The organism is Bradyrhizobium sp. STM 3561 (genome assembly GCF_045571455.1).
GTDB lineage: Bacteria > Pseudomonadota > Alphaproteobacteria > Rhizobiales > Xanthobacteraceae > Bradyrhizobium > Bradyrhizobium vignae.
The window spans coordinates 3660088-3674746 of the sequence record NZ_CP120695.1 but is presented as its reverse complement, the minus strand read 5'-3'; the positions used below and the strand labels follow the sequence as shown (position 1 = coordinate 3674746).

Below are 14659 nucleotides of genomic sequence, written 5' to 3'. Positions count from 1 at the left end.
ATCAGGCCGCGGACGGCGTCTGGGCTGAAGGAATTTGGGTTTCAGGAATGACCGCGGCGGCGAGCCGCTCGAGCTCGGTCTCGTTGCGGGCGGTGCCGCGGATGTAGCGGTCGGGACGAACCAGTGCGGCGATGATGCCGCGTTCGCGCAGCCAGGGTCCGATGCCTTCGGCATCGTCACTGGTGAGGATCTCGATCCCGGCCTGCGACAGCGCCAGGTGCGACGGCAGTGCGGCCGCGGTCTCGACAAGCAACACATGATGGTAGCCGGTCCGGTCGTCGCTGCGGCGCTCGTCGCCGAGCATGAATTGCGGTGCGAGATGTCCGGCGAGCGGCAGGTCGCCGAAAGCGAGTCCGGGGCCGAGCAGCGGCTTCTTCACTTCCAGCCTGACCGGCGCGTTCTCGCGCGCTTGTCCGGCTGCAAGGCCGGCCTCGATCGCCTTGGTGTTGATGACACCGCCGAGGCGAATGGCGAGCTCGATGAACTCGCGCACGTGCGGCAGCCGTTCGCTCTGATAGGTGTCGAGGAGATCGGAGCTCGCTTCGCCGCGGATGACGCCGGCGAGCTTCCAGGCGAGGTTGGCGGCATCGCGGATGCCGGCGCACATGCCCTGGCCGAGGAAGGGCGGGGTCTGGTGCGCGGAATCGCCGGCAAGCAGCAGCCGGTCGTTGCGCCATTGCTGAGCGATGACGGAATGAAACGTGTAGACCGCGGCGCGCTCGAGTTCGGCATCGTCGGGGGTGACCCAGCGCGACAGCAGCTCCCAGACCTTTGCCGGCTGCGCCACCTCCTGGGAATCCTCATGCGGGAGCACGGTGATCTCCCAGCGCCGTCGCGTGCCGGTGCCGCGCACGTAGGTTGCCGGCCGCCGGGGATCGCAATGCTGGAGGCTGTAGTCGCCGAGGTCATCGCGCGTCCGCTTGAGCAGGACGTCGATCACGAGCCAGCGCTCGTGGAAGCCGAGATCGTCCATCCCCGAGCCGATGAAGCGGCGAACGAGAGAACGGGCGCCGTCGCAGCCGATCACGTAACCGGCGCGGATATCGCTGAGCCTCCCGTTGGAGAGGTCCTCGTAGCGAACGCGCACGCCGGCCGCGTCCTGGTCCAGCGCGAACACGTCGCAGCGGCTGCGCAAGGTGACGTGCGGCCAGCGGGCGAGGCCGGCGATCAGCACGTCCTCCAGATCGGGCTGGTGGAAGCGGTAGCTGAGATGCCAGCCCATCGGCGTCAGCGTCTGCGGACGGGACCAATCCAGCAGCATGCGGCCGGCTGCATCGAGAAAGAGCATGCCGGGACTGAGAATGACATGCGGCAGGATCGCATCGGCAAGCCCGATGGTCTGGAACACGCGCATGCATTCATCATCGAAATGCACCGCGCGCGGCAAATGATAGGTGCGCGCCTCGCGCTCCAGCACCAGCGTCCGCACGCCGCACAGGCCGAGCAGGTTGGCGAGCGTGGCGCCCACCGGGCCGCGGCCGACGATGACGACGTCAAACTCTTCAGGGGCGGATTTATCTTGCATGGGGTATCTCTTCCCCAAGCAGGGCCGGACCTTCAACGCCGGCGCGCCAACTGTCCGCCCAGCGGACGGCCTCTATCCCGCGACAGGGATGGCGGACGCCGTTTCCAGCAGCTGGCTCGCGAACTGCGCGACCGCTTCCTCGATCCCCAGCGCCGAGCGGATCCAGATGATTGAGATGCAGCCGAATACGCTGCCGTCCCGCACGATGGCAACGGCAATCGAAGCCGTCTTGGGATTGTATTCGCCCTCGCTGCGGATTGCGTAACCTCGCGCGGCAGTCTCGGCGATCATGCGGTCGAGCCGGCCCTGGTCGAGGAAGGGGCGGTCGTCGGCCTCATCGATGCGGCGGAGGTGATTGATGATGAGATCGCGTTCGCGCGCAGGGCACGCGGCGAGATAGGCGCGGCCCGCAGACGTGCGCAGCATCGGCAGGCGCTTGCCGATCATGCCGCGATCGATCGAGAGCGGGCTGCGCGAATGCGTGGTCTCCTGCACGACCATCGCCGCGTTCTCATAGGTGGAGAGATCGACCGGCCAGACCAGTTTCTTGCTAAGATCGGCGAGATAAGGTGCCGCCGCCTGGCAGATCACCACTCCGGGATCATAGCCGTCGCCGAGGCTCAGCGCGCGCCGGGTGACTCGAAATCGGTCATCGCTGGCGCTGCGGGCGATATACCCGAGTTCCTCCAGGGTTTCGAGCAGGCGGTAGACGGTGGGTCGGGGCAGGTCGAGCGCGCGGGCAACGTCGCCGGCGCGGATGCCGCCGGAGCGGTTGACCTCGTGCAGCACGTCGAGCCCGCGCTTGAAGGCGCGGACGCCCTCGGATTGCCGCGGCTGGCCGTTCCGCGTCCGCACCTTGGACACCTTGTATTTCCTCCCTTGTGGCGCACGGCTGCGCGATTATCGTCTTCGAGCGCGAAGCGATTGCGGGGACGTTACCGTAGGATCGTGCGCGGCCGGTATCAAGCTCGCCGCAGTGCAGCGGGTGCGATGCCCTTGGGAGAACGTCGATGGAAATCACCGCGCTCGGCTATATCGGGATCAACTCGTCGCAGCTCGACCAATGGAGCCGGATGGCGACCGGGCTGCTCGGCATGCAGCAGGTCGATCGCGGCGGCAGGATGCGCGCCTTCCGCATGGACGACCGCAAGCAGCGGCTGATCGTCGACGGCAGCAGCGATGCGGGGCTGGCCGTGATGGGCTGGGAGGTGCCGTCGACCGCTGAACTGGATCGGTTGGCGGGCCGGCTGGAAAGCCACGGCGTCAAGGTCGCGCGCGGCTCGCGCGCGCTCGCCGACGAGCGGCATGTCGCCGAGCTGATCGCGTTTGCCGATCCCGCCGACAACCGGCTGGAAGCCTTTTGCCGGCCGGAGCTTGCGAGCGAGCCGTTTAGGCCGGGCCGGCCGATCTCGGGTTTCCGCACCGGAGCGCTTGGCATGGGGCATGTCGTGCTCAACGTCGAGGACGTCGAGCCGCTGTTGCCGTTCTATCGCGACGTGCTCGGCTTTCACGTGTCCGATTTTGGGCTGAAGCCTTACGGGCTTTATTTCTTCCACGTTAATGGCCGCCACCACTCCTTTGCGATGGTCGGCTCGGGACGGAAGGCGATGCATCACTTCATGGTCGAGCTCGGCAGCCTCGATGATGTCGGGCAGGGCTACGACCTCGCGCAAATGGACGAGGGGCGCATCGCCTACACGCTGGGTCGGCACACCAATGACCACATGACCTCGTTCTACGTAAATACGCCGTCCGGCTTCTTCATCGAATACGGCTGGGGCGGACGCGTCATCAATCCCGAGACCTGGCAGCCGCACGAGACCTTTGATGGGCCCTCCCTGTGGGGCCACGAGCGGCTCCATGTGCCCGAAGAGCAGCGCAAGCGATTGCGCGACATGCGACTCGATGCGGCCGCGCGCGGCGTGCGCGTCGCCGACCCGCGCGTGCCACCTCTGAATTGCGCATGGCTGGATTCGGTGATCGCACGCGAATGATCTGCGGCAGCACGGCTCAGGCCTCGCCGAGATCGACCTGCGTCAGCAATCCCTGGCGCAGCGCGAGCCGGACCAGCTCGATGTCGGAGCCGACGCCGAGCTTGTCCTTGATCAGGGAATGCAGGTTCGCCACCGTCTTCGGGCTGACATGCAGCGTCTCGGCGATCTCCTCCGTCGTGTTCTCGGCGAGCAGCAGCCGCAGCACTTCGAATTCGCGCGGCGTCAGCACGTCGGCGGCCGAGCTCTCGCCGCTGATGCGGCTGAGCGCGAGCTCGTGGTCGATGTCGGGACTGATGGCGATCTTGCCGGCGAGCACGTCCTTCACCGCGCGCACGAGCGTCTCGGGCGGACTGGTCTTGGTGACGTAGCCCCTTGCACCGGCGCGGATCGCCTGCACGGCAAAGCCGGCATTCTCATGCATGGTGAAGATGAGGATGCGCGCCGCCTTGTCCCACTGCCTGATCCGCCTGACGGCCTCGATGCCGCCGATGCCGGGCATGCTGAGGTCCATGATGACGAGGTCGGGCGCCTCGGATTTGTACAGACGATAGGCCTCCGCACCGTCGGCCGCCTCGGCGACGACGCGCAATCCCGGCTGCTTCTGCAGCACGGAGCGATAGCCCTCGCGGACGACGGAATGGTCGTCGACCAGCAGGATGGTCGCTTCAGTCGCGCTCATGCCGCGTGCTCCAGCGCCTGCCGATCGGCGGCCGCGAGCGGAATGAACACGCGCAGCGCCGAGCCGTCAGGGCCGGTCTCGAAGCTCAGCCGGCCGCAAAGCGCGGCGACGCGCTCGCGCATGCCGAGCAGGCCCATGCCGGATTTGACGGCAGCCTCGTTCGGCCGGCCGTCGTCCTCGACCGCGAGCGCGATCTGGCTTTCGGACATCGTCAGATGCAGACTGACCTTCGTGGCACCGGCGTGCTTGGCCGCATTGGTGAGCGCCTCCTGCACGATGCGATAGAGATTGGCGCTGACGGAGGCGGGCACGCTCTCGAAGGCGCCGTCGAACCGGATATCGAAGCGGGTCTGGCCGCGGCTGCGGCCGTTCCACCCCGACACAAGGCCTTCGAGGCTGGCAACGAGCCCGAGCTCGTCGACATCGGGGGGCCTCAATCGGAATAGTGCGCCGCGCAGCGTCTCCATCATGCCGGTCGCGGTGCGGGCAATGCTGTCGCATTCGCCCAGCAGGCCGGGACAGTCCTGTGCCGCAGTCTGGCGGGCGGACGCGGCCAGCGCCCGGATCGCAGCGAGCGATTGCCCGAACTCGTCGTGCAGCTCACGCGCGAGATGGCGGCGCTCCTCGTCCTGGAGCGCGATCAATTTACGCGTCAACTCGTTGCGTTCTGCAAGCGCGGTGTCGAGGCTTTCTGCGAGGTGGTTGAAGACGTCGCGGATGGCGGAGAGCTCGGCGAGATCGAAGGGCGGCAGCCGCGTCGTGAGGTCACCGGCGGCGATCCGCTCGAGGCCGTTGCCGATCATGCGGGTGGGGCGGAGGGCGCGGGCCAGTGCGGCATAGATCAGCCCGCAGAGCAGCGGCAGTGCGATCGCAAGCGCGATCATCAGACGGCCGGCCTCGTGCCAGGCCTCGGCCGTCTGCACGGCCGGATCGACCGAGACCACGGTCTCGCCGAGCTTGGTGCCGCGCACGATCACCGGCCGCGCCGCCTCGCGGCCGGGGTCGAACAGGCTGCGATAGAAGGCGGCGAAGGCGTGCGGCGGCGGGCTCGCCGGGGCAGGCGCGCCACTGCAGAAGCGCTGCAGCATGTCGCCGCTCGGGCTACGGAAGCCAAGACACAGGCCCGGCGTCATCACATGGGCCGAAACCGGGTCGAGGTTCGGAAAGTCCGAGCGGGGGCTCGCCACCCACTGGATCTTGCCCTGTTGCAGCTCGAGTGTCTTCGCCACGATGGCGGCGATCCCGTCGATGCGCGCATGCGCAGCGCTATCGGCTGAAACAAGGAAATAGGCGGAGATCGCGGCGAAGCAGGCGGCCGATATCGCGGCCACGCGCAGCGTCAGACGGACCTTGAGATCGAACCTCGGGCGATTCCACATCGGCTTGCACCTTGGTGCGAACGGGTTTGTCGCGCCCTCATTAAACGGCAGAACGCCAGCGGCGGGAAGCGTTCCAGCCTTACCGCGGTGCAATGTCGTGAAATTTTCCCGGCCTTCGTCGGGACGGTCACGGCTGCACGGTGTCGGGCGACCCGTCCAGATTTGCGGGGTGCTCCATCCCATGAGGTCCGTCCATGCACCGCTTCCGGCCGATCCTCTCCGCCTTTCTGCTGCTCGTCCTCTCTTATGCGCGGGCCGATGCCGAGGGCGCCATTGGCGTAGCCGTGGACGATTTCAGCTATACCGATACGTCGGCCGAGCCGACCAACCAGACTGCCGCCCACGAGCGGCGGCTAGTGGCGTTCATGGCCGCGCTCAGACGAGATATCAGCGAGGGTGGGCGTTATCGGCTGGTGCCGTCCGCCCAGAACGGAGCGGCGTTCAAGGTGATCGGCGGTATCCAGAAGACGAGCACGCTGGTGCAGTGGGCGAAGGTCGCCGTGATCGACGTTGGCGCCAAGAAGCTCGTGATGGACAAGCTCTACAGCTTCCGCGGCGACAATGATGAATCATGGAGGCGCGCCGAGGTCTTCGTGTCCCGCGAGGTCATCGCGGCGCTGGGCATGCCTGCGCCGGCCGCGCTTGCAGTGTTCGATTTCGAGCTCGAGGACATGACCGCCGCCTCAGCGGGCGCGTCAGCCGGTTCAGACGCCTCGCACCTGGCCGAGGTCACCGGCGGTGTGCGCGAGGCGCTCGGCCAATCCGGCCGCTACCGGATCGTCGATATCGGCGGAGAGGCGGGGAAGGCGGGCGCTTTGCGCGATTGCGGCGGGTGCGAGGCCTCCATTGCGCAGAAGCTCGGTGCGGATCAGTCACTGATCGGCGTGGTGCGCCGCGTCAGCCGCACCGAATACACGCTCGGCTTCCAGCTTCGCGATGCCAGGACCGGCGCGGTGCTGGCGCGCGGCGACAGCGGCCTGCGCATGGGCGCGGACTATTCCTGGAAGCGCGGGGCGGTGCGGCTGGTGAGCGAACGGCTGATCGATAGCCAGTAGCGCCTATCGTGTGCGGTGCTTGCATTACCTCTCCCTACGGGAGAGGTAAACCGCCGTCGTCGCACTTCAGAACGTCAGCTGCACCTTCATCGATTGCGAGCGGTCGCTGGCGAGCTCGAACGCGGCGACCGCGTTCTCGAACGGCATGGTCGCCGTGATCAGCGGCTTGACGTCGATCAGCCCTTCGCCCATCAGGCGCACCGCCAGCTCGAACTCGGGATCGAAACGGAAGGTGCCGCGGAGCTGCAGTTCCTTGGCGACGATGGAGTTGATCGGCAGCGTCATCTCGCCGCCGAGACCGAGCTGCACCAGCGTCCATCCGGGCCTGAGCACGTCGAGCGCGGTGCGGAGCGCTGCCTGGTTGCCGGAGGCCTCGAACAGCGTGTCGAACACGCCCTTGCCGGCGCGCCAGGGATCGAGTGCGGCGGCGTTGGTCGCGACGTTGATGGCGTGGGTCGCACCGAGTCTTCTCGCGACGGCAAGCGGCGCGTCGGCGACGTCAGTCACCACGATCTCGGATGCGCCGCCGAAACGCGACACCAAAATCATCAGCGCGCCGATCGGACCGCAGCCAGTGATCAGCACGCGCCTGCCCAGCAGGGGACCGGCCTGCCTGCCGGCGTGCAGGCACACCGCAAGCGGTTCGGCGACCGCGGCTTCCGCCAGCGAGAGCTTGTCCGCGATCGGCACGGCCTGCGCCGCATCGACCGTGATGAATTCGCGAAAGCCGCCCTGCACATGGGGAAAGCGCATCGCGCTGCCGAGGAAGCGCATGTCGAGGCACTGGTTGCGCATGCCTTCCTGGCAATGCAGGCACGCCCCGCAAGGCCTGCTCGGATTGACCGCGACGCGGGTGCCAGCCTTCACAGCGCTGACGCCGTCACCAACCGCGGCGACAACGCCCGCGATCTCATGCCCCAGCGCCATCGGCTCTCGGATGCGCACGACGCCGAAACCGCCATGATGGTAGTAGTGCAGGTCAGAGCCGCAGATGCCGCCATTGGCGATCTTGACGCGGACCTCGCCGGGGCCGGGCGTCGGATCGGGGTAGTTGTCGATCCGCAGGTCCTTCGGGGCATGGATGACGACGGCGCGCATGGCTTGCTCCTTGTTCGCGGTCACATCGCGGCGATCATGCCGCCATCGACATAAATGATCTGGCCGTTGACGTAGGTGGAAGCGTCGGACGCCAGGAAGATCGCGGCGCCCACCAGTTCGTCCGGCTTGCCCCAGCGCTTGGAGGGAATGCGGCCCATCAGCCAATTGTTGAAATCGGTATTGTTGACCAGCGCCTCGTTCATGTCGGTCAGCATGTAGCCGGGGCCGATCGCATTGGCCTGGATGCCGTGCTGGGCCCATTCCACCGCCATCGAGCGGGTCAGGTTCTTGATGCCGCCCTTGGCCGCGGTGTAGGGCGCGATGGTGGGGCGCGCGAGCTCGCTGCCGAGCGAGCCGATATTGATGATCTTGCCGCGCTTGCGCGGGATCATGCGCTTGGCCGCCTCGCGGCCGATCACGAAGGCGCTGGTGAGATTGGTCTCGATCACCTTGCGCCATTCGTCGGTGCTGAACTCGACGAGCGGCTTGCGGTGCTGGATGCCGGCATTGTTGACGACGATGTCGACCATGATGCCCTTCTTGTCGAAGTCGTTGAAGGCCGCGACGATCGCCGGCTCGTCGGTGACGTTGAAGGCGGCGCCCTCGGCCTGATGTCCGGCGGCACGGAACTCGGCGACGGCCTGCTCGACACGCTTGGCATCGACGCCGTTGACGATGATCCTGGCGCCGGCCCTGGCCATGCCCTCGGCAATGGCACGGCCGAGGCCGCGGGAGGAGCCGGTCACGAGCGCGGTGCGGCCGGAAAGGTCGAAGAGGGAAGTGCTCATCTCGAGGAATCCTTAGACGTTGGAGCGGCGCACGATGAGATCGGAGCGCTCGAATACGGCGGGCAGGAGGTCGGCGCCGAGACCCGGTCCTTCCATCGGATAGACGTAACCGTCCTTGATCACAGGCATCGTGGTGACGAGCTCATTGTACCAGCCCTTGTAGAAGGCGCGCACCGATTCCTGGATCAAGGTGTTGGGCTGGCTGAAAGACATGTGGATGGCGGCGATGAAGCCGATCGGGCCAATACAGTCATGAGGAGCAAAAGGCCGGTGATAGGTCTCGGCCATCGCCGCGATCTTGCGGCCCTCGGTGAGGCCGCCGGTCCAGCACAGATCAGCCATCACCACATGCATGGCGTCGCGGTCGAGCATGTCCTTGTAGGGGAAGCGCGAGCCCAGCGTCTCGCTGGCGCAGACCCAGACGTCGGTCGAGCGGGCATATTCGGCCAGCGCCTGCGGCGAGTTCATCCGGATCGGGTCTTCGTACCAGGTCGGCTTGTACGGCTCGAGCGCGCGCGCGATCTGCTTGGCGGTCGGCAGATTCCACAGCGAGTGGAGCTCGACCATGATCTCCATCTTGTCGCCGACCGCTTTGCGGATCTTCTCGAACGGCTCGATCGCCTGCTTCATCTGCGCTGCGGTGATGTAGAGGCCCTTGTTTTCCTGTGCCGCCGGATCGAACGGCCAGATCTTCATCGCGGAGATGCCGCTTTCCAGGAGGCTTTCGGCCAGCGCATCGGCACGATTCATGAAGCCGTCGAGATCCTCATAAGGTCCCTTGGAAGCACCGAGATTCCAGTTCGCAACCGGGCTGATATTGGTGGAGCGGACATATTGCGTGCCGGCGCAGGTGTTGTAGATGCGCTGCTTGTCGCGGCAGAGGCCGCCGAGCATCTGGTGAACCGGCTGATTGCAGACCTTGCCGAACAAATCCCACAGCGCGATGTCGATGGCGGAGGCCGCGCGATACTCGACGCCGGTGGAGGACTGCGCCATCGGCAGGTTCAGCATGTCGCGATGGATCGCTTCGATGTGCAGCGGATTGCGGCCGAGCAGGCGGCCGGCAAAGGTGTCGTGGATCTGCGCCTCGACCGCGCCGGCGCCGTAGAATGTTTCGCCGAGCCCGATCACACCCGTGTCGGTGTGGATGCGGACCCAGATGACGTTGGAGAATTCCTCGGTGCGCAGGGTCTCGATCGACGTGATCTTCACGGCAACAGTCCTCCCGTCGGGGGCATAGCCCGCCCGTTTATTGTCATTTCCGCGCGGCCAATCGCGGCGCGCCCGGCCGCAGTCTTTACGCCCGCTTGTAATATATCACAACATGTTTTAGGACGTCACCAACAAGGCGCCACCTGCCAAGGCGCACCTGCACGAGAACGCGGGTTTACGGGAGGACGACATGGCACGGCGCAAGCGCGCGCTCGAGGTGGTGAGAAACGAGGATGACGGCGGAGGCAGGCCCTCCCGGAGCAACCGTCTCAACTTTTTCGAGTTGGCCTATCAGAGGATCGAAGAGCTCCTGGTGCATTGCGAGCTCAAGCCCGGCCAGTTCCTGACGATGCTGGAATTGCAGCAGATCACGGGCTTCGGCCGCACGCCGGTGCATCACGCCGTCAATCGTCTCTCGGCCGACACTCTCATCATCATCCGGCCTCGTCATGGCCTGCACATCGCCCCGATCGACCTGGCGCGCGAGCGCATGCTGCTGGCGTTACGCCGCGACATGGAGCGCTTCGTGATCCGCCTTGCGGCCGATCGCGCCAGCCTGTCGCATCGCAATCAGGCGCTGCACATCGAGCGCCTGTTGCGCGAGCGCCGCGCCAGCCTGACCCTCGACGAATTCAACAGCCTCGACCGTCGGATCGATGCGTTGGTGCTGGAGGCCGCGGGCGAGCCGTTCCTGGTGCATACGCTGCGGCCGCTGCACACGCTGTATCGCCGCATCGGCTACATCCACCATCGCTTCATGCCGGGGCAGGCCGATCTATCGGGCACGATCGATCATCATCTCGCCATTCTCGCAGCCGTCGCCAACCGCCGCGTCGAGGACGCGGTGAAGGCGAGCGATGCCCTGATCGACTACATGGGCGAGATGTTCACGGGCATGGAAGCGGGGATCGATCCGCGCCTGCTCGATTGCAGCATCGAGCCGCTGCTCGGCGCGTAGAGAGTTCTGAAGAAAGGAAGAAGAATGGCAACGATGGCGATGGCAAAACCGACCGCGAGCGAAGCCGCGGTCCGCTACCTCATCACGAACTACAGTCCCAAGGGCAACAAGGTCGGCTGGCTGATGATGGCCTCGATCCTGGTCGAGGCCTGGGACCTCTATTCGATCGCCTTCGTGCTGATCTTCATCAAGGAGCAGTACAATCCCGATCCGCTGATGCTCGGCCTTGCCGCGGCCGGCACGCAAGGCGGCGCCCTGATCGGTGCGCTGCTCGGCGGTTGGCTGTCCGACAAGATCGGCCGCCGCGTGATGTTCCTGGTGACGATGGTGATGTTCATCGTGCTGGCGCTGGCGCAGGCCTTCGTGCCGAACGTTGCTTGGCTGGTGGTCATCCGCTTCCTGCTCGGCATTCCCTTGGGCTCGGACATCTCGACCGGATACACCTACATCATGGAATCCATGGCCAAGGGCGAGCGCGAGGTCATGGGCAACCGCTGGCAGTTCATGTTTGCGGTCGGCGAGGTCCTGACCATCGGCGTCATCGTGATCTTCCTCCTGGTCGACATGAACCACGAGATGCTGTGGCGCGTCACGCTCGGCCTCGGCGCGGTGCCGGCGCTGATCATCCTCATCATGCGCCATGACGTGCCGGAGACGGCGGTCTGGCTGGTGCAGAAGGGCCGCTATCGCGAGGCCAAGCAGGTCGCGCGCGAGATGTTCAACGACAATCTCGACATGCTGCCGGACCAAGATGTTGTGGTGCCGAAGGTCTCGACTGGCGCCTTCCTCGCCGACCTCAAGAAGGATCCGATCCGCTGGCGCGCGACGGTCTACGGCTGGATCGCCTGCTTCATGCAAGCAAGCGAGTTTTCGACCTTCGCGTTCTACCTGCCGGTGCTGTTCGCGATGGTCGGCGTTTCGTCAATTCTCGGCAACAATCTGGTGACGATGGCGCTATTTGCCTTCGCGGCGCTGTCGGGCTGGGTCGGACCCTTGCTGACGCCGAAGATCGGCCATCGCGGCATCTCGATCGCCGGTTTCTCGATCGTGCTGGTATCGCTGCTCGTCGCGGCCTTCGCGCTCTACACCGACAACAAGATGCTGCTGCCGTTCGCGGCCGCCGCGATGCTGTGGGGCCATTACTGGGACGCCTCGAACTGCATGACGATCCCGACCATGGTCGCCAAGCCGAAATATCGCGGCACCGCCAGCGGCTTCGCCTACATGTTCGTGAAGCTGCCGTCATTCCTGGCGATCTTCCTGTTCCCGTCGCTGTTCGCGGCGATCGGGCAGGCCAACGCCACGCTGTTCGTCGCAGTCTTCCCGCTGATCGGATTGCTCGCCGCGATCTTCATTCTGCCGGAAGTCTACGGCTACGAGAACGACTAGGAGAGAATGCTACCCGATCGCGGCCGCCAAGGCCGCGATCAGAGCAGGCGGCGTCACCAGCAGACCGAGCTTGAGGAAAGGCCAGGCGCCGACCTCGATCTTCTCGCGCCGGAGCGCGACCAGCCAAAGGATGGTGGCGAGCGAGCCGGTCACCGACAGATTGGGGCCGAGATCGACGCCGATCAGGATGGCGCTGACGACGGATGCGGGCAGGTGATCGCTGGCGGCCACCGAGCCGGCGACGAGGCCGACCGGCAGATTGTTGGCGACGTTGTCGGCCAGCGCGGTGGCAATGCCGACGCTCCAGGCAGCCTCCGTCGCGGACTGCGCCACAGCTTGGTGCAGCAGCGCGCTCAGCTGGGCGATCACGCCGGTTTTCACCAGCGCTTCCACCATGACGAAGAGCCCGCCGACCAGCGGCAGCACGCTCCAGGAGACACCGTGCAGCAAGGGCAAAGGCGATTGCCGGCTGATCAGCAGCACGATCGCTGCCGTCGCCACGCCGCAGATGAAGGTCGGCAGCCCCAATTGCAGGTCGAGGGCCGAGGCCCAGATCAGCACGATACCGATGGCGCCGATGCTGTAGGCCGTCAACAGGCCGCCGCGGCTGAGTTTGGGATGAGGCACCCGCGTCTCGATGGTCTCGTCCCTCAGCTCGCGACGCAGGGCAAGGCGTAGTGCGACGTAGGTGAGAACAATCGAGGCGAGCGACGGCAGAGCGAACTGCCGCAGCCAGGTCCCCAGATGCGGCATGTTCTTGCCGAACACGACGAGGTTGGCCGGATTGGAGATCGGCAGCACGAAGCTTGCGGCATTGGCAATGAAGGCACAGACGAAGAGGTAGGGGAGTGGCTTGGCGCCGGCCGCGCGCGTCGCGGCATAGACGGCGGGCGTCAACACGATCGCGGTTGCGTCGTTCGAGAGCAGCACCGTCACGAATGTCCCGACCAGATAGATCAACAAGAACAGCCGCTGCGGCGAGCCGCGCGCATGCCCGACCGCGAACGCGGCAAGATAATCGAACAGGCCTTCGAGCCGCGCCAGCTCGGCGATCAGCATCATGCCGATCAGAAAGAGATAAACGTCGAGGCCCTTCTCGATGCCGACGAGCGCGTCATCCCAGGGCAGGAAGCCAAGCACCACCAGCACGGCGGCGCCGATGACGGCCCAGATCGCCTCGGGCATGCGAAACGGGCGGATGATGACGCCTGCGGTCGCGGCTACGATGATGCTCCAGGCCCAGATGGCGTCAGATGGCACGTTCAGTCCTCAATGCGGAACGGGATCATTCGGCAGCGATAGCCGATGCTGGAGCCGCTGTCTTCTCCCTGCGGCCGCAAGGTGCCATGCCGCGTCTCGGGCAAGGCGAGGACACAGATGAGGGCGCCGATCGCCGAGACCGTGCCGAGCGCAATGAAGGCCGCATCGTAGCCCGCACCGACCACGACGAAGCCGGCGAGCGTTGTCGAGAGCGCAGCTCCAATGCTCTGGGCGGTGATGACCGCGCCCTGCGCCACGTTGAAGCGGCCGGTGTTGCGCATGAGGTCGGCCACGATGACGGGGAAGATCGCGCCGAAGATACCGGCGCCGATGCCGTCGAGAAGCTGCACGCCGACGAGCCAGAACGGATTGTCAGAGAGCGTGTAAAGCGCCCCCCGAACAGGCAGGATCAGCAATGCGGCGAGGAAGAAGCGCTTGTGCCCCCAATTGTCGGCCCTGGCGCCGACCAACATCGCGAACGGCACCATCACAATTTGCGCCGCGACGATGCAGGCCGACATCAGGCTGGTGCCGATGTTCTTGTCCTGAAGAGCGAGCTTTTGCCCAACCAGCGGCAACATGGCGGCGTTGGAGAGGTGAAACAGAACCACACAGATCGCGAAGACGAGAAGGGGGCGACAGGTCAGGAGCACGCCGAGACCTGATGGCTGTTCGCGCTCGCTGCCCGCAACCGCATCGTGCAGCCCGCGGGCCAGGTCGTGGTCGATGGCGCCTTCAGGGATCGCAAGGATGCTGACGAGGCTCGCGGTCGCCATGGCGCCGAGCAGGTAGAAGACGACGTTCGGGCCGAAATGGTAGGCCCCGATACCCGCGATCGCCGCCGCCACGGCATTGCCCGCATGATTGAACGTCTCGTTGCGTCCGATCCGCGCGGTGAAGGCGTGGTGGCCGACTGTACCGAGCGACACGGCGGCGAGGGCCGGCGGGAAAATCACGCTGGCCGCATGCGCTATACTTTGCGAGAGGGCGACCGGCACAAAGCATGGAAAGAGTGGCAGCATCAGTGAGGCGACCGTCACCAGAATGGATGCGACGGCCATCACCGGACGCTTGGCCTTGGTTGAATCGATCAGCGCCCCCGCCGGCGTCTGCGCGAGGATGCCGGCGAGCGCGGCGACCGACATCACCATACCGATGCGGGCCTCGTCCCACCGCTGCTCCGTGAGGAGATAGACGGCAAGATAGGGACCGAGACCATCGCGGACGTCGGCGAGGAAGAAGTTGGCCGCATCCAGCGCGCGGCTGGCGCGTCTGCGATCTGCATGTGTGGACACGACAGCCTCCAGTCAAATGCGGCACGT

General features: G+C 65.8%; 13 protein-coding genes. 4 read left to right on the top strand and 9 right to left on the bottom strand.

Annotated elements, in window-relative coordinates; genetic code table 11:
• Nucleotide 1: 1 nt before the first annotated feature.
• Both P6U28_RS17355 and P6U28_RS17350 read right to left on the bottom strand, forming a co-directional pair.
• Nucleotides 2-1525, bottom strand: coding sequence for a bifunctional 3-(3-hydroxy-phenyl)propionate/3-hydroxycinnamic acid hydroxylase (locus P6U28_RS17355; RefSeq protein ID WP_122402769.1), 1524 nt, complete (start codon nt 1523-1525; stop codon nt 2-4).
• A gap of 72 nt (nt 1526-1597) precedes the next feature.
• Entirely contained in the window at nt 1598-2389 is a 792-nt protein-coding gene (locus P6U28_RS17350; protein WP_122402770.1) for a DNA-binding transcriptional regulator, read from the bottom strand.
• Nucleotides 2390-2535: 146 nt separating this feature from the next.
• Here P6U28_RS17350 and P6U28_RS17345 point away from each other — a divergent pair, with 146 nt between their 5' ends.
• On the top strand, nt 2536-3519 hold the full coding sequence (locus P6U28_RS17345) for a VOC family protein (protein WP_209296173.1): 984 nt from the start codon (nt 2536-2538) through the stop codon (nt 3517-3519).
• A 16-nt stretch (nt 3520-3535) separates the two neighbouring features.
• Here the strand turns inward: P6U28_RS17345 and P6U28_RS17340 are convergent, their stop codons facing one another.
• Nucleotides 3536-4198 carry a response regulator transcription factor gene (locus P6U28_RS17340; RefSeq protein ID WP_122402771.1) on the bottom strand — a complete coding sequence of 221 codons (663 nt, stop codon included), beginning with the start codon at nt 4196-4198 and terminating at the stop codon, nt 3536-3538.
• Complete coding sequence (locus tag P6U28_RS17335; protein ID WP_122402772.1) at nt 4195-5577, bottom strand: histidine kinase; 1383 nt, start codon at nt 5575-5577, stop codon at nt 4195-4197. The genes P6U28_RS17340 and P6U28_RS17335 overlap by 4 nt, the downstream gene beginning before the upstream one ends.
• A gap of 194 nt (nt 5578-5771) precedes the next feature.
• Here P6U28_RS17335 and P6U28_RS17330 point away from each other — a divergent pair, with 194 nt between their 5' ends.
• Nucleotides 5772-6632 (top strand): DUF3280 domain-containing protein, encoded by an 861-nt coding sequence (locus tag P6U28_RS17330; protein WP_122402773.1) that lies wholly within the window; start codon nt 5772-5774, stop codon nt 6630-6632.
• Between the two features lie 66 nt (nt 6633-6698).
• Here the strand turns inward: P6U28_RS17330 and P6U28_RS17325 are convergent, their stop codons facing one another.
• From P6U28_RS17325 to P6U28_RS17315, 3 genes are read right to left on the bottom strand one after another with little or no spacing between them, the layout of a single operon-like run.
• A complete protein-coding gene (locus tag P6U28_RS17325) occupies nt 6699-7730 on the bottom strand; it encodes an L-idonate 5-dehydrogenase (protein WP_407122806.1) in 1032 nt (343 codons plus the stop codon).
• 20 nt (nt 7731-7750) lie between these two features.
• The gene (locus P6U28_RS17320) at nt 7751-8518 is read right to left on the bottom strand and encodes a glucose 1-dehydrogenase (RefSeq protein WP_122402774.1); all 768 of its coding nucleotides are present in this window, start codon (nt 8516-8518) and stop codon (nt 7751-7753) included.
• Between the two features lie 12 nt (nt 8519-8530).
• A complete protein-coding gene (locus tag P6U28_RS17315; protein ID WP_122402775.1) occupies nt 8531-9730 on the bottom strand; it encodes a mandelate racemase/muconate lactonizing enzyme family protein in 1200 nt (399 codons plus the stop codon).
• Between the two features lie 190 nt (nt 9731-9920).
• On the opposite strand from P6U28_RS17315, the gene P6U28_RS17310 reads away from it, so the two are divergent.
• Nucleotides 9921-10688: a GntR family transcriptional regulator gene (locus P6U28_RS17310; RefSeq protein ID WP_122402776.1), complete on the top strand. Its 768-nt coding sequence runs from the start codon at nt 9921-9923 to the stop codon at nt 10686-10688.
• Nucleotides 10689-10712: 24 nt separating this feature from the next.
• A complete protein-coding gene (locus P6U28_RS17305) occupies nt 10713-12077 on the top strand; it encodes an MFS transporter (RefSeq protein WP_122402777.1) in 1365 nt (454 codons plus the stop codon).
• Between the two features lie 9 nt (nt 12078-12086).
• Here P6U28_RS17305 and P6U28_RS17300 read toward each other — a convergent pair whose 3' ends face one another.
• A complete protein-coding gene (locus tag P6U28_RS17300; RefSeq protein ID WP_407122805.1) occupies nt 12087-13337 on the bottom strand; it encodes an arsenic transporter in 1251 nt (416 codons plus the stop codon).
• A 2-nt stretch (nt 13338-13339) separates the two neighbouring features.
• Nucleotides 13340-14632, bottom strand: coding sequence for an MFS transporter (locus P6U28_RS17295; RefSeq protein ID WP_122402779.1), 1293 nt, complete (start codon nt 14630-14632; stop codon nt 13340-13342).
• Nucleotides 14633-14659 lie beyond the last annotated feature (27 nt).

What these genes read in the sequence shown, in the direction of transcription:
- P6U28_RS17335 (WP_122402772.1), bottom strand. Translation starts at nt 5,577, where the DNA reads ATGTGGAATCGCCCGAGGTTCGATCTCAAGGTCCGTCTGACGCTGCGC.
- P6U28_RS17330 (WP_122402773.1), top strand. Translation starts at nt 5,772, where the DNA reads ATGCACCGCTTCCGGCCGATCCTCTCCGCCTTTCTGCTGCTCGTCCTC.
- P6U28_RS17340 (WP_122402771.1), bottom strand. Translation starts at nt 4,198, where the DNA reads ATGAGCGCGACTGAAGCGACCATCCTGCTGGTCGACGACCATTCCGTC.
- P6U28_RS17325 (WP_407122806.1), bottom strand. Translation starts at nt 7,730, where the DNA reads ATGCGCGCCGTCGTCATCCATGCCCCGAAGGACCTGCGGATCGACAAC.
- P6U28_RS17310 (WP_122402776.1), top strand. Translation starts at nt 9,921, where the DNA reads ATGGCACGGCGCAAGCGCGCGCTCGAGGTGGTGAGAAACGAGGATGAC.
- P6U28_RS17345 (WP_209296173.1), top strand. Translation starts at nt 2,536, where the DNA reads ATGGAAATCACCGCGCTCGGCTATATCGGGATCAACTCGTCGCAGCTC.
- P6U28_RS17305 (WP_122402777.1), top strand. Translation starts at nt 10,713, where the DNA reads ATGGCAACGATGGCGATGGCAAAACCGACCGCGAGCGAAGCCGCGGTC.
- P6U28_RS17320 (WP_122402774.1), bottom strand. Translation starts at nt 8,518, where the DNA reads ATGAGCACTTCCCTCTTCGACCTTTCCGGCCGCACCGCGCTCGTGACC.
- P6U28_RS17355 (WP_122402769.1), bottom strand. Translation starts at nt 1,525, where the DNA reads ATGCAAGATAAATCCGCCCCTGAAGAGTTTGACGTCGTCATCGTCGGC.